Origin of the sequence: Lentzea sp. NBC_00516, assembly GCF_036346835.1 — a bacterium.
Lineage (GTDB): Bacteria > Actinomycetota > Actinomycetes > Mycobacteriales > Pseudonocardiaceae > Lentzea > Lentzea sokolovensis.
Window position 1 is genome coordinate 2,941,066 of the sequence record NZ_CP107840.1, and the last position, 13,759, is coordinate 2,954,824.

Consider the following 13,759-nt stretch of genomic DNA (forward strand, 5'->3'; position numbering starts at 1 on the left):
TTTCACGCGTCCGGAACGTCCCCGTGCGGTGGACATTCGTGTGTAGCTCCTACGGGGGACACGGAAGGTGTCAACTCGACACGCTTTTCGTCGAGTCGACACCTTCGCGGTCACGGCTTGCACGGGGATGCAGCAGCTTTGAGTGCCGCGGACAGCCAGGCGAACGGCATGAACTCGGTGGCCTCCTTCGCGGTCTCGTCGATGATCGCCACCAGCGACTGGTACCGGGTGTACGGATCGGTGGACGTGGCGGCCTCCTCGAACGACTCCAGGTACATCTGTTCGATGCCGAGCACGTCGACCGCCAGCTTCGCGCGGTACTCGGGACTGTCCGGAATCTCGGTGATCTCCCCCATGTGAGCGGCGTAGAGACCGGCGATCTCACGCCCCAGCGGTGAGTCGGCGGGCGCACCGGATCGCTGCGCCTCCTGCGCCCGCACGAGGATCGCGCCTCCCCGTTCGAACACGCCCACCATCTCCGCGGACGTCATCATCGCGGCGGCGGGCGAGGAGAAGGTCTCGCGCAGCGCCTCCTTCACCTCGCGGCGGAAGTCCGCGTCCTGCAGGAGGTTCGCCAGCTCGATCCACGCCTCCAGCTGCTCGGTGGCCGGCTCGTCCGGCAGGACCAGACGGCCGTTGCGCATGAGCCCGAGGAACTCGGGGCTGACTTCGAGACCCTCGCTGATCTCGTTCCAGAAGTCGTCGAAAAGCCGGTCTCGCTCGTCGTCGGACATTCCCACCAGCTTGTGCATGAGGATCACCTGTTCCGCCTCGGTGTGCTGCCGGGCGATCGTCCGCAGCACGGCCTTCCTCGAGCGGATGCGGCGGGCCTGGTCGTCCAACCGGGACAGGTGCGCCGTCGCGAGGTCGGACAGCGTCACTCGTCCCTCCAGCAGCCGCCGGATGTCGTCGAGGCCCGCGTCCAGTTCGCGCAACGTGCTGACGAACTCCAGCCGGGCGATGGCGTGCACGTCGTAGAGGCGATGCCCGGCCGCCGTGACGTCAGCGGGCACCACAATTCCCTCGTCGGAGTAGAACCGGATGGCGCTGACGCTCAGCCCGGTGCGTCGCGCCACCTCTCCGATCGCGTACAGCCTGATGTCGTTCATGACGCCAGTGTCGAACCTCAAGCCGCTTGAGACGCAAGCCCCCGGCATCAGCTTGATCTTTACTATTGCTTTACCTATGCTTCGCGGCGAGGGGAGTACTTCCCAAGCGCCTGCCCGGTCAGTACGGACGTCCGATGACGTCCTCGGGAGGCCACCCGCACCGGGTGAAGGAGACCTCGAACGATCATGTTCGAGGAGGACCTGTGCCCGTGGAATCCGTGGCGTCGCCCGGTTTGTGGTTCGTGAGCATCGCGGCGCTGCTCGCCCTGCTGGTGGTCGACTTCCTGGTCACGCGCCGCCCGCACGAGGTGTCCGTCAAGGAAGCCGCGGGGTGGTCGGTCTTCTACCTGACGCTGCCACTGCTGTTCGGTCTCTGGCTGTGGTTCCAGTTCGGCAGCGGCCAGTCGCTGGAGTTCGTCACCGGGTTCGTGGTGGAGAAGTCCCTGTCGGTGGACAACCTGTTCGTCTTCATGCTGCTGCTGGCCGCGTTCAGCGTGCCGGCGGAGATCCAGCAACGCGTGCTGCTCTACGGCATCGTCGGCGCTTTGGTGCTGCGCGGCATCTTCATCGCCGCCGGCGCCGCCATGCTGTCGGCAGGTACCTGGGCGTTCCTCGTGTTCGGGCTCGTGCTGCTCGTCTCGGCGGTGAAGATCCTGCAGACGGCGCTCGCCGGTCACCCCGAGGCCAAGGACACCTCGAAGATGCGGTCGGTGCGGCTGCTGCGCAGGCTGATGCCGGTCACCGACGACTACCGCGGCACGAAGATGATCGTCCGCGAGAACGGGAAGCGCGCCCTCACGCCGCTCGCGATCGTGGTGGTGGCGATCTTCGCGACCGACGTCGTGTTCGCGATCGACTCGGTGCCCGCGGTGTACGGCATCACCGAGGACCCGTACCTGGTGTTCACCACCAACGCGTTCGCGCTGCTCGGCCTGCGCGCGCTGTACTTCGTGCTGCAGTCGTTGCTCGCCAAGCTCGTGCACCTCAACCACGGCCTCGCGATCATCCTGGCGTTCATCGGGGTGAAGCTGGTGCTGCACTGGGCACATGGCGTCTGGCCTGCCGTGCCGACGATCCCGACGCCGGTCTCGCTGGCCGTCATCGTGGTCACGCTCGGCGTCGTCACGCTGACCAGCCTGCGGTCGCGTCGCCAGGAGGAAACGGTCTCCAGGCCGTAGGTTCGACGGATGCAGGAACAGCCTCTGGCCATCGAGGTGCGCGGCGCGCGGGTCCACAACCTGCGTGACGTCGACGTCACGGTGCCGCTGCGCAAGCTCGTCGCGATCGCCGGCGTGTCCGGTTCGGGCAAGTCGTCGCTCGCGATGGGCGTGCTGTACGCGGAGGGATCGCGGCGCTACATCGAGGCTTTGTCGACGTACACCCGGCGCCGGATGTCCCAGGCGCCGCGCGCGGCCGTCGACAGCGTGCGGCACGTCCCGGCCGCGCTCGCCCTGCGGCAACGGCCGGGCGTGCCGGGGGTCCGCAGCACGTTCGGCACCTCGACCGAACTGCTCAACGTGCTGCGGCTGCTCTACTCCCGGCTCGCCTCGCACCGCTGCCCGAACGGCCACCCGCAGGCGCCGACGATCGACGTGGCCCTGGAGGTGCCGCTGACCTGTCCGGTCTGCGGTGTCACGTTCTCCGCGCCGGGTGCGGAGGCGCTGGCGTTCAACTCCGACGGCGCGTGCCCGCACTGCACCGGCACCGGAGTGGTCCGGGAGATCGACGAGGCCCGGCTGGTCCCCGATCCGTCGCTCACGATCGCGGGCGGGGCCGTCGCGCCCTGGTCGTTGTTCGGGCTGGCCGTGATGCCCGAGGTCGTCGGGGAGTTCGGCGTGCGCACCGACGTGCCGTTCGCGGACCTGACCGACCAGGAGCGCGAGATCGTCCTGCACGGCCCGGCGGAGAAGCGGAAGATCCGCGTGCCGTCCAAGAACGGCAGGCTGTTCGACCTGAACTTCACCTACCGCAACGCCAGGCTGGCCGTCCAAGAGGCGCTGGACAACGCCACCACCGAACGCGGCCTGAACCGCGTCAACAGGTTCATCACCACCCAGACCTGCCCGACGTGCCACGGCACCCGGCTCAGCGAACAGGCACTGGCGCCGCGCGTCGACGGGATCGACCTCGCCGAGGCCACCGCCATGACCCTGGACGACCTGGTCACCTGGGCGCCGCTGGTCGAGAAGTCCCTGCCGCCGGACATGATCGCGATGGCGCAGAGCATCGTCAGCCAACTGCTGGAGACCGCGCGGCGGCTGGTCGAACTCGGGCTCGGGTACCTCAGTCTCGATCGGGCGTCGTCGACCCTGTCCACCGGCGAACGGCAGCGCGTCCAGCTCGCGCGGGCGGTGCGCAACCAGACGACCGGCGTGCTCTACGTCCTGGACGAACCGTCCATCGGCCTGCATCCGTCCAACGTGGACGGACTGCTCGGCGTCGTGCGGGACCTGTTGCGGGACGGCAACTCCGTGGTGCTGGTGGACCACGACGTCCAGGTGCTGCGCGAGGCCGACTGGCTGATCGAGATCGGTCCCGGTTCCGGCGCGGAAGGCGGACGGGTCCTGACGACCGGAGACGTCCGAGCGCTCGCGGAGGATCCGGACTCGTTGCTGGGCGGCTTTCTCGTCGGCCGCGAACCGGTCGTCGTGCGGCCTCGGGTCGGTGCGGACGAGATGTTCGAGCACGGGCGCATCCACCTCTCCACGCGCCCGCTGCACACCGTCCACGCCCTGGACCTCGACCTTCCGCAGGGCCGTCTGACCGCGGTCACCGGCGTCTCGGGTTCGGGGAAGACCACGCTGGTACTGGAGAGCCTCGTGCCGGCGCTGGAAGCCAGGAACTCCGGCGACCCGCTGCCCGCCTGGGTCGCGAAGATCGACGCCGGGGCCATCACGCGGGTCAACGTGGTCGACGCGACCCCGATCGGCGTCAACGTCCGCTCCACCGTCGCCACCTACAGCGGCGTGCTGGACGATCTTCGCCGCGCCTATGCGGCCAACGCGGACGGCCTGACCGCCGGAGACTTCTCCTACAACACCGGTTCGCTGCGCTGCCCGCGTTGCGAGGGCACCGGTGAGGTCTCGCTCGACGTGCAGTTCCTGCCGGACGTCGACATCGCCTGCCCGGACTGCGCGGGCACCCGCTACTCCCCCGCGGCGAGCGAGTACCGCCGCGCCGACGACGGGCTCACGCTGCCCGAACTGCTCGCGCTGACCGTGCGGCAGGCCGTCGAGCACGTCGGAGACATGCGCCGGGTCCGCACCCGGCTGCGTTCGTTGATCGACCTGGGCCTGGGCTACCTCACGCTCGGCGAGGCCACGACCGCGTTGTCCGGCGGCGAGGCCCAGCGGCTCAAGCTCGCGTCCGAACTCGACCGCGACCAGGCGGACGCGCTGTTCGTGCTGGACGAGCCCAGCGTCGGCCTGCACCCCCTCGACATCCGCACGCTGCTGTCGGTGATCGGGCGCCTCACCGACAGGGGCGCGACGGTCGTCGTCATCGAGCACGACCTCGACATGATCGCCAACGCCGACCACGTCGTCGACATGGGTCCCGGTGGCGGCGCGGCGGGCGGCACGATCGTCGCCGCCGGCACACCGGAGCAACTCGTCGGGGCGTCTCAGAGCCTCACCGGCCAGTACCTCGGCAAACACCTCACGCATTAACGGACAAGTGTCCGATATCGTGGGCTCATGCCTGCTCGCCCTGACACCGGCCCCGACTTCATCGAGGCGCTCGCCCGCGGCCTGGACGTGATCCGCGCGTTCCAGCCGCTGCGCCCGGTGATGACGCTCAGCGAGGTCGCCACGGCCACCGGGCTCGCACGGCCGACCACGCGCCGCATCCTGCTGACGCTGGTCGAGCTCGGCTACGCGCGACAGAGCGAGACCGGCTTCGCGCTCACGCCGAGAGTGCTCGAACTCGGCGTCGCGTACGTGCGGTCGATGGGACTGTGGGACGTGGCGCGCCCGCACATGGAGCGACTGTGCGCCCGCACGAACGAGTCGGTGTCGATCGCGCAGCTCGACGGGTCGGACATCATCTACGTCGCCCGCGTCGCCGTGCCGAAGATCGTAACGCTGTCCGTGCAGATCGGCACGCGGTTCCCGGCGCTGCCGACCTCGCTGGGAAAGGTGCAGCTCGCCGCGTTGCCGCCGGGCGAACTGGAGGCCGTGCTCGCGCAGCCGACCCGGTCGGGACTGACGCCGAAGTGGCGGCCGGAGGCGGCCGAGCGCGACGCCGAACTGCGGGACGTGCGAGCGCGCGGGTGGGCGTTGACCGACGAGCAGCTCGCGCTGGGCATCCGGTCGGTCGCGGCGCCGTTGCGCGACGGGAACGGCAAGGTCGTCGCCGGGATCAACGTCAACTGCCACGCGTCCGAGACGTCGGTCGAGCACATGGTCGAGCACCACCTGCCGCTCCTGCTGCAGGTCGCGGGCGAGATCAGCGCCGACTTCGCCCGGCTCGGCACGGTGCCGCACGAGTTCGTCGCGTCCTAGGACCTCGATACAAGACTTAAGGGTTGACCTGAGGCCGTCGAAGGTTGACGATTCAACGGACACCTGTCCGCCAGACGGTCAAGGAGTTCCCGATGAGTTCCGTCGTCCTGAGAAACGGCACTGTCCTGACCATGGACGGCCGCGCGCCCCTCGTCGATCACGACCTGCTCGTGGTGGACGACCGGATCGCCGCGATCGGGCCACGGCTGGAGGTGCCGGAGGGGACCGTCGAGGTCGACGCCACCAACGGCATCGTCATGCCGGGCATGATCGACACGCACCGGCACATGTGGCAGACGGCGATGCGCGGTTACGGCGCCGACTGGACGCTCACGCAGTACTTCGTCTGGTACTACCTGGAGTGGGGCAAGGTCTTCCGGCCGCAGGACATCCACGCCGGCAACCTCCTCGGTGCGGCCGAGGCGCTCGACGCCGGCGTCACCACGACCGTCGACTGGTCGCACGGCCTGCAGACCACCGAGCACGCCGACGCCGCCGTCGACGCGTTGCAGGCGGTGCCCGGCCGGTTCGTGCTGGCGTACGGCAACATCCAGGACAGCCCCGCCGCCTGGACGGCCACGCCCGAGTTCCGCGACTTCGTCTCCCGCCGCATCACCGGCGACGACATGCTGGGCTTCCAGCTCGCGTTCGACGTGACCGGTGACCCGTCGTTCCCCGAGAAGCCCGCCTTCGAGGTCGCGCGAGAGCTCGGCGTCCCCGTCACGACGCACGCGGGCGTGTGGGGCGCGACGAACGACGACGGCATCAGGCTGATGTACGACAACGGGTTCATGACACCGCAGTCGATCTACGTGCACGCGGCGACGTTGTCCGCCGACTCCTACCACCGCATCGCGGCGACCGGCGGTTCGATCTCCGTGTCGACCGAGAGCGAGCAGAGCGCGGGCCAGGGCTACCCGCCCACCTGGGCGATCCGCGAGCACGGCATCCCGGTGTCGCTGTCGATGGACACGTCGGTGTGGTGGAGCGGTGACCTGTTCTCCGCGATGCGCACGACGCTGGGTGCCGACCGATCGCGTGAGCACATGGCGGCGCACAGCACGAACGACACCGTCACGCACTCGTCGTTGCGGGCCCAGCAGGTCGTGGAGTGGGCGACGATGGGCGGCGCGCGGGCGTTGGGACGCGCGGACGACCTCGGCAGCCTGGAGGTCGGCAAGAAGGCCGACGTCGTGTTGCTGCGCAACGAGAACTCCCCCGCGATGTTCCCGATCCTCAACCCGTACGGACACGTGGCGTTCCAGGCCCAACGGTCCGATGTGGACACCGTGATCGTCGACGGGCGGATCGTGAAGCGCGACCACAAGCTCGTCGGCGTCGACCTCGACTCCATCCGCACCGAGGTCTCCGGCACCGTCGACCACCTGCGGGCGCAGCTCGGCGAGGAGGCGTGGGCGAAGGGCATGAACCCGGACGTCCCGGAGTCCAAGGTGCTGGACAACCCCTACACCTACACCGAGTACCGCGGCGACACCAGGACGTCCGTCTGATGGGTGGTCCACTCGAAGGCCTGCTCATCGCCGACTTCTCCCGCGTGTTGGCGGGCCCGTACGCGACCATGCTGCTGGCCGACATGGGCGCCTCGGTCGTCAAGGTCGAAGGTCCGGCCGGGGACGAGACCCGCACGTGGATGCCGCCGGTGCGCGAGGACGTCTCGACCTACTACCTCGGCATCAACCGGGGCAAGCGGTCGATCGCGCTCGACCTGCGCAACCCGGACGACGCCGCGCTGGGCCGTGAGCTCGCCCGGCGCGCGGACATCGTGATCGAGAACTTCAAGCCCGGTGGCCTGGCCAAGTACGGGCTCGACCACGCGAGCGTCAGCGCGGACAACCCGAGGGTGATCTACGCGTCGATCACGGGATTCGGTTCCGGGGAAGGAAAGCACGTTCCCGGCTACGACCTGATGGTGCAGGCGATCTCCGGGCTGATGAGCCTGACCGGTGATCCGGACGGGCCGCCGTACCGCGCGGGCATCTCGGTGTTCGACGTGATGGCGGGCAACCACGCCGTGATCGGCATCCTCGCGGCACTCCGCCACCGCGATCAGACCGGGCAGGGTCAGCTCGTCGAGGTGAACCTGCTGTCGTCGGCGCTGACGGGCCTGGTGAACCACAGCTCGGCGTTCGTCGCGGGCGGGGTGGTGCCGTTCCGGATGGGCAACGCGCATCCCAGCGTGTTCCCCTACGAGCCGCTGCCGACCGCCGACAACGACCTGATCATCGCGGCCGCCAACGACGGCCAGTTCCGCAAGTTGTGCGAGGTCCTGGAGTTGTCCGAGGTGCCGGACGACCCGCGGTTCGCGCGCAACGCCGACCGCACGCACAACCGCGAGGAGTTGCGGCCGATCCTGCTGGAACGGCTGCGAACGCGTGGCGCCGTCGAGTGGTTCGACCTGCTCGTGGCGGCCGGGGTGCCGTGCGGGCCGATCAACACGATCGACGGCGGGTTCGCGATGGCCGAACGGTTCGGGCTCGACCCGGTCGTGGTGGTCGGCGACGTGCCGACGACCCGGCACCCGATCCGCTTCTCGGAGACCCCGGCCGTCTACGAACTGCCGCCACCGGAACTGAACGAGCACGGCGACGAGCTGCGCGCGTGGCTGAAGGAGGACCGTGACGGTCTATGAAACGGCGCTCGGCGCATCGACGCCCGACACGATCACGTTGCTGGGGCAGGACCTCGCGCGGGACGTGATGGGCACCGTCGGGTTCGGTGAGCTGGCGTTCTGGCTCGCCACCCAGCGCAGGCCGAGCCCCGGCGAGACACGGCTGTTCGAGGCGGTGCTGGCCGCGCTCGCCGACCACGGGTTCACGCCCACCGCGATCGTCAGCCGCCTCACCTTCCTGTCCGCGCCCGACTCCGTGCAGGGCGCGCTCGCCGCCGGGCTGCTCGGCGGCGGGTCGCGGTTCCTCGGCGTCACCGAGGACGCCGGCCGGTTCCTCAACGCCGTGGTCAGCGCTCACGCACCCCGGGAGGACTGGGACGCCCTCGCGTTGGAAACCATTCAGGCGCAAGGGAAAGCGCGCATCCCCGGGCTCGGGCACCACGTGCACAAGAACGGCGATCCCCGCACGCCACGCCTGTTCGAGATCGCCGAGGAGGAAGGCCTGGTCGGGCCGCACCTCTCGCTGTTCGCCGCGATCGGGCGCGTTCACCCGCAGGTGCTCGGCAAGACGTTGCCGCTCAACGGCGCCGGCACGTGCGGCGCGGTGCTGGCCGACCTCGGCCTGCCACTGGAGTTGCTGCGGGGCTTCGCGTTGCTGGCCCGCACCGCCGGGCTGATCGGGCAACTCGCGGAGGAGCTGCGCAATCCCGTCGCCAACCAGATCTTCCTTTCTGTCGATGAGAACACCAGGTCCGTAGCACCTGTCGAGGAGTGAGCAATGCAGCTCGTCACCGAGGACAACATCACCGCGCTCGCCGAGCAGCGCTGGGCCACCGCGAAGGACCCGCGGACCGCGCTGCTCATGACCGCGCTGGTCCGCCACCTGCACGACTTCGCCCGCGAGGTGCGGCTCACCGAGGCCGAGTGGATGGCCGCCATCCAGTGGCTCACCGCCACCGGGCAGATCAGTGACGAGAAGCGCGAGGAGTTCATCCTGACCTCCGACGTGCTCGGGCTGAGCATGCTGGTCGTGCAGATGAACCACCAGTTCGCGCCGGAAGCGACGCCGGCGACGGTGCTCGGGCCGTTCCACATCGACGGCTCCCCCGAACTCGGGTTCGGCGGCGACATGTCCGACGACGTGACCGGAACTCCGCTCTACCTCACCGGAACCGTGCGTTCGCTCGACGGGTCGCCGGTGCCGGGGGCCGTGCTCGACGTCTGGCAGGCCGACGCCGATGGCGCCTACGAGGCCCAGCTCGACGTGGACGAGGCGCGGTTGCGGGCGAAGTACCGGGCCGAACCGGACGGCAGCTACTGCGTGCGGACGATCACGCCGAAGGGGTACTCGATCCCGATGGACGGGCCGGTCGGCGCGTTGATCGAGCAGACCGAGATCAGCCATTTCCGCCCGGCGCACGTGCACTTCCTGCTCACCGCCGACGGGTTCGAGCCGCTGATCACGCACCTGTTCGAAGAGGGCGCCGAGTACCTCGACAGCGACGTCGTGTTCGGCACCAAGCAGGAGCTCGTGGTCAGGTTCGTGCCGCGCGAACCCGGCGTCACCCCGGACGGCGGACTGTCCGAGGTGCCCTGGGTGCTCGCCGAGTACGACTTCGTCCTGCAGCCGTGCGCGCCGCACTAGTCGTTCGTCCCGGTCAGCCGCCGTCGCTCGCTGACCGGGGCGAGCCTTCCGGCGAGGTCGTCGTGGACGTGCTCGCGGCGCCCATCACGCCGCTGGACCTGTTGTGCGCCGGCGGAACCTCCTACTTCGGGGTGCCCGCGACGCCGTACGTGCCCGGGGTGCAGGGAATCGGGACGGTCAACGGGCGAACTGTGTGGTTTCCCACCACTGCCGGGATGGCTCCGGGAGATGGCAGCATGGCCGCGAAGGCGTTGGCGCGCGAGGAAGATCTGGTGTTTCTGCCGGACGTCGATCCGGTCCTGATGGCCGCGCTCGGGTTGTCCGCCGTCGCCGCGTACATGGCGTTGACGTGGCGGGGTGAGCTGGTCGCCGGGGAGACCGTGATCGTGCTCGGGTGTGGCGCGGTCGGGCAGTCCGCGATCCAGCTCGCGCGTCTCGCCGGTGCCGGGCGGGTGATCGCCGCGGCGCGTTCCGAGGAAGGCCGTGAACGCGCGGCGCGGGCCGGAGCCGACGTCGTGGTCACGTTGGAAGACGTGGCAGCTCAGAGCGCTGACCTGCTGATCGACCCGTTGTTCGGGGAACCCGCCGCCGCGGCCGCCCAGGCGTTGCGCCCAGGCGGCCGGTGGGTGAATCTCGGCGGTTCGGCGGGTGAGACGTCCCCGATCACCTCGTCGACGTTGCGCAGCCGGTCGTTGCGGTTGTCCGGCTACACGAACAACGAGCTGACCCCGCAGCAGCGGGCCGACGCGATCTCAGTGATCGCCCGGCACGCCGCGGAGGGCGCGCTCACCGTCGATCACGAGGTGGTGCCGCTCGCCGACGTCACGGATGCCTGGCATCGCAAGGCTCACGGCCGGGTCGTGCTGGCCATGTAGTCCTGGACCTTCTTCAGCGTCACCGGGTCGTCCATGCCGCCGCCGTGGCCGACCTGATCGGTGACGACGTGGATCGCCTTGCGCCCCAGCTGCTTCTGCACCGCGTCCGCCCAGACCTTCGGTGTCGCCGGGTCGAGCGAGTTGCTCAGCAGCAGCGTGGGGTGCGTACTGCGCGAGGACACCGGCTTCGGCCGTCCGGTCTTCGGGCCACCGACGCAGATCGAGCTGTAGTTGCTGGAGTTCGTCGAGTAGCCGACGACCGGCGCCGCCTTCCTGGTCGACGCCAGATCCGCGCGAGCCTCCTCCGCGGTCGGCACGGCGAACGGCCAGTCCGAGCAGGTGTTCGGGTCCGCGTACTCGAACCTCTGGGGCAGCGGCTCACCGCCGGGCTCGTCGGGGAACGGATTGCGCCCGTCTGCGAGATCACGCAGCCCCTTCGCCACCTCGGCGAAGTCGCGCGGCGCGAAGATCTCGAAATACCGCGTGATCATGACGTCGGACCACGGGAAGCCGAAGAACTTCCCCGGAAGACTGCCCGCGTTCTGCTGGGCCTTGCGGAACACGTCGGCCGGGTTCTGGCCGTGCAGCGCGCTGTCCGGCGTCTCAGCGGACCACCGCGTGAACTTCGCGAAGATCGCCTCGACGCCCGCCGCGGCCGTGGTCATGAACTCCCTGCGGCCCTGGTTCGGGTTCATCACCCCCTCGATGATCGAACCGTCGACGTGCTGGCCGAACTTCTCCAGGTACCGCTCAGCCAGCAACGTGCCGTACGACAGGCCGTACACGTTGACCCGCTTGGCACCCACGGCCTTGCGCAACGCATCAGCGTCGTTCGCCGTGCTGTAGGCATCGAGGTGGTTGTCGAGATTCTTGACGCCTGTGGTGCACGTGGACCAGAACGCCTTCTGGTTCTTCTCGAGCGCCTCGAACGCCCCGGCGTCCGTCGGCGGCACGTACGGGATCTTGAGTATCTTGTCGACGTCGCAGGTCATCGGGTGGCTCTCGCCGACACCGCGCGGGTCCAGCGCGATCAGGTCGTAGCCGGGCAGGGCGGGCCGCAGGGTGCCGAAGGTGAAGTCGCCGGGCTGTCCAGGGCCGGACGGGAAGCCCAGGACGGTTCCCTTGCTGTTCTCGGCCTTCCACCGGTAGGCGCGCAACCCGACCGTGCCCTTGCCGGGTTTCGCCCAGTCGACCGGCACCGTGAGCGTGCCGCATTCGACTCCGTCCGCGACCGGCTTGTCGCACGCACCCCACCCGAGGTCCGGTGCCGCCTGGGCCTGAGGTGCGAGGGTCAGCGGGATCATTCCGGCGACCGCTGCCACCGCCGTCATTCGTGCACTGCTGCGAAATGTCACCAGCTGAGGGTGGATCTACGGCTCGTCAGCGGTCATCACGCTGCGGTCGGGGAGGAAAGTCCACCTCAGGTCGTACAACCTGCACGGGTGATCATGGCGTGCCACCATGGGCCGGGTGGATCGACGCAGGTTTCTGAAGGTCGCGGGCCTCGCCGGTGCCGGTGCCGCACTCGCGGCCTGCACCTCCCCCACTTCCCCGGTTCCGCCACCGTCCAGTTCGTCCGTTCCGAGTGGACCGCCCGACTGGACCGCTTTGCGTTCCAAGCTGTCCGGCCGGCTCGTGCTGGCGGGCGACGACGGGTTCGCCTACCAGGGCTTCAACCCCGTGTGGGACGGCCGGAAACCCGCCGCCGTCGCCAAGGTCGGTTCTGCCGCGGACGTGCAGGCGTGCGTCGAGGCGGCTCGTGGACGGGTGGCCCTCGCCGCCCGCAGCGGTGGCCACAGCTATGCCGGGTACTCGTCGCCGTCCGGTGGCCTGCAGGTCGACGTGCGCGGTCTGGCCGGCATCGAGATGCTGCCCGGTGACCAGGTCCGCGTCGGTTCCGGCGCCGCGCTCGGTGACGTGGCGAAGACGTTGGCGGCGTCCGGCCGGTGCCTGCCGACCGGCACGTGCCCGTCCGTCGGCGTCGCGGGCCTCACGCTCGGCGGCGGCATCGGCGTGCTCTCCCGCAAGTACGGGCTGACGTGCGATCACCTGGTGTCGGCGCAGGTGGTGACGGCGGACGGACGACTGCTCACCGCGTCCGCCCAGCAGGAACCCGACCTGTTCTGGGCGTTGCGCGGCGGTGGCGGCGGCAACTTCGGGATCGTCACGGAGTTCGTGTTCGCGACCGTGCCCGCGCCGGAGGTGACCGTCTTCTCACTGTCCTACCCGACCGGTGCCGCGGACGCGCTCGGCGCGTGGCAGACGTGGATCGCCCAGGCTCCCAACGAACTGTGGTCCAACGCCGTCGTGCGCGGCGGGGCCCAGCCGAGCTGCCGGATCGGGGGCTGCTTCATCGGCTCGGTGGGCGACCTCGCCGCGTTGGTCGGCCAGCTACCTGCCCCGGCCTCCCGGTTCATCCAGCCGCAGACCTACGCCGAGGCCACCCAGTACTTCGCGGGCGGCCCGATCGCCCGCGAGTCGGCCGTGGCGTCCTCCCGCGTGGTGCGCGAGCCGATCAGCGACCCGGCGAAGGCGGTGAACCTGCTGGCGGGCCAGTCGGACGAGACGTACCTGATCTTCGACGGCCTGCGCGGCGCGGTGGCCGACGTCGCGCCGGACGCCACCGCGTTCCCCCACCGCACGGCTCTCGCGAACGTCCAGATCTACCTCAAGACGCCACCCGAGGCCGCCGACGAGGCGCGCACGAGGCTCGCGAAGATCCGCGACGGCCTCGGCGCGCTGGTCGGCGACACCGGCTACGTCAACTACATCGACCCGCAGATGCCGCAGTGGGCGCAGGCGTACTACGGCGGCAACCTCGCCCGGCTGCGGAACGTCGCCGCGAAGTACGACCCGGACCACGTGTTCGCCTTCGCGCAGGCCGTTTCCCGGTGACACCGAGCCAGTGAGGTGATGACCGGCCCGGTGTGACCCGTCCACTGGTCGGACGGTGTGGCGCGGAAGTTCCCGAACTCACCCTTTGGAGGGAACTGATCGGG

Annotated in this window: 11 protein-coding genes; 9 read left to right on the forward strand and 2 right to left on the reverse strand. The window is 69.6% G+C overall.

Going from position 1 to position 13,759, the window contains the following annotated elements:
- Positions 1–110: 110 nt before the first annotated feature.
- Positions 111–1,109, reverse strand: a complete 999-nt coding sequence (locus tag OG205_RS13200; RefSeq protein WP_330276516.1) for a MerR family transcriptional regulator — start codon at positions 1,107–1,109, stop codon at positions 111–113.
- 203 nt (positions 1,110–1,312) lie between these two features.
- On the opposite strand from OG205_RS13200, the gene OG205_RS13205 reads away from it, so the two are divergent.
- The 8 genes from OG205_RS13205 to OG205_RS13240 all read left to right on the forward strand — a co-directional run bounded on the left by OG205_RS13205 (position 1,313) and on the right by OG205_RS13240 (position 10,760).
- Positions 1,313–2,287 carry a TerC family protein gene (locus OG205_RS13205; protein WP_330276517.1) on the forward strand — a complete coding sequence of 325 codons (975 nt, stop codon included), beginning with the start codon at positions 1,313–1,315 and terminating at the stop codon, positions 2,285–2,287.
- Between the two features lie 9 nt (positions 2,288–2,296).
- Positions 2,297–4,777, forward strand: coding sequence for an excinuclease ABC subunit UvrA (locus OG205_RS13210; RefSeq protein ID WP_330276518.1), 2,481 nt, complete (start codon positions 2,297–2,299; stop codon positions 4,775–4,777).
- A 27-nt stretch (positions 4,778–4,804) separates the two neighbouring features.
- Positions 4,805–5,611: an IclR family transcriptional regulator domain-containing protein gene (locus OG205_RS13215; RefSeq protein ID WP_330276519.1), complete on the forward strand. Its 807-nt coding sequence runs from the start codon at positions 4,805–4,807 to the stop codon at positions 5,609–5,611.
- Positions 5,612–5,703: 92 nt separating this feature from the next.
- Complete coding sequence (locus OG205_RS13220; protein ID WP_330276520.1) at positions 5,704–7,122, forward strand: amidohydrolase family protein; 1,419 nt, start codon at positions 5,704–5,706, stop codon at positions 7,120–7,122.
- Positions 7,122–8,261, forward strand: coding sequence for a CaiB/BaiF CoA transferase family protein (locus OG205_RS13225; protein ID WP_330276521.1), 1,140 nt, complete (start codon positions 7,122–7,124; stop codon positions 8,259–8,261). The genes OG205_RS13220 and OG205_RS13225 overlap by 1 nt, the downstream gene beginning before the upstream one ends.
- A complete protein-coding gene (locus OG205_RS13230; RefSeq protein ID WP_330276522.1) occupies positions 8,248–9,015 on the forward strand; it encodes a citryl-CoA lyase in 768 nt (255 codons plus the stop codon). Before OG205_RS13225 ends, OG205_RS13230 begins: the two co-directional genes overlap by 14 nt.
- Positions 9,016–9,018: 3 nt before the next feature.
- The gene (locus OG205_RS13235; protein ID WP_330276523.1) at positions 9,019–9,885 is read left to right on the forward strand and encodes a dioxygenase family protein; all 867 of its coding nucleotides are present in this window, start codon (positions 9,019–9,021) and stop codon (positions 9,883–9,885) included.
- Complete coding sequence (locus OG205_RS13240) at positions 9,870–10,760, forward strand: quinone oxidoreductase family protein (RefSeq protein ID WP_330276524.1); 891 nt, start codon at positions 9,870–9,872, stop codon at positions 10,758–10,760. The genes OG205_RS13235 and OG205_RS13240 overlap by 16 nt, the downstream gene beginning before the upstream one ends.
- Here OG205_RS13240 and OG205_RS13245 read toward each other — a convergent pair.
- Positions 10,733–12,091, reverse strand: a complete 1,359-nt coding sequence (locus tag OG205_RS13245) for an alpha/beta fold hydrolase (RefSeq protein ID WP_330276525.1) — start codon at positions 12,089–12,091, stop codon at positions 10,733–10,735. The two genes, OG205_RS13240 and OG205_RS13245, sit on opposite strands and share 28 nt — an antisense overlap.
- Positions 12,092–12,221: 130 nt before the next feature.
- Between OG205_RS13245 and OG205_RS13250 the strand changes: the two genes are divergently transcribed.
- Positions 12,222–13,655: an FAD-binding oxidoreductase gene (locus OG205_RS13250; RefSeq protein ID WP_330276526.1), complete on the forward strand. Its 1,434-nt coding sequence runs from the start codon at positions 12,222–12,224 to the stop codon at positions 13,653–13,655.
- The last annotated feature ends 104 nt before the right edge of the window (positions 13,656–13,759 follow it).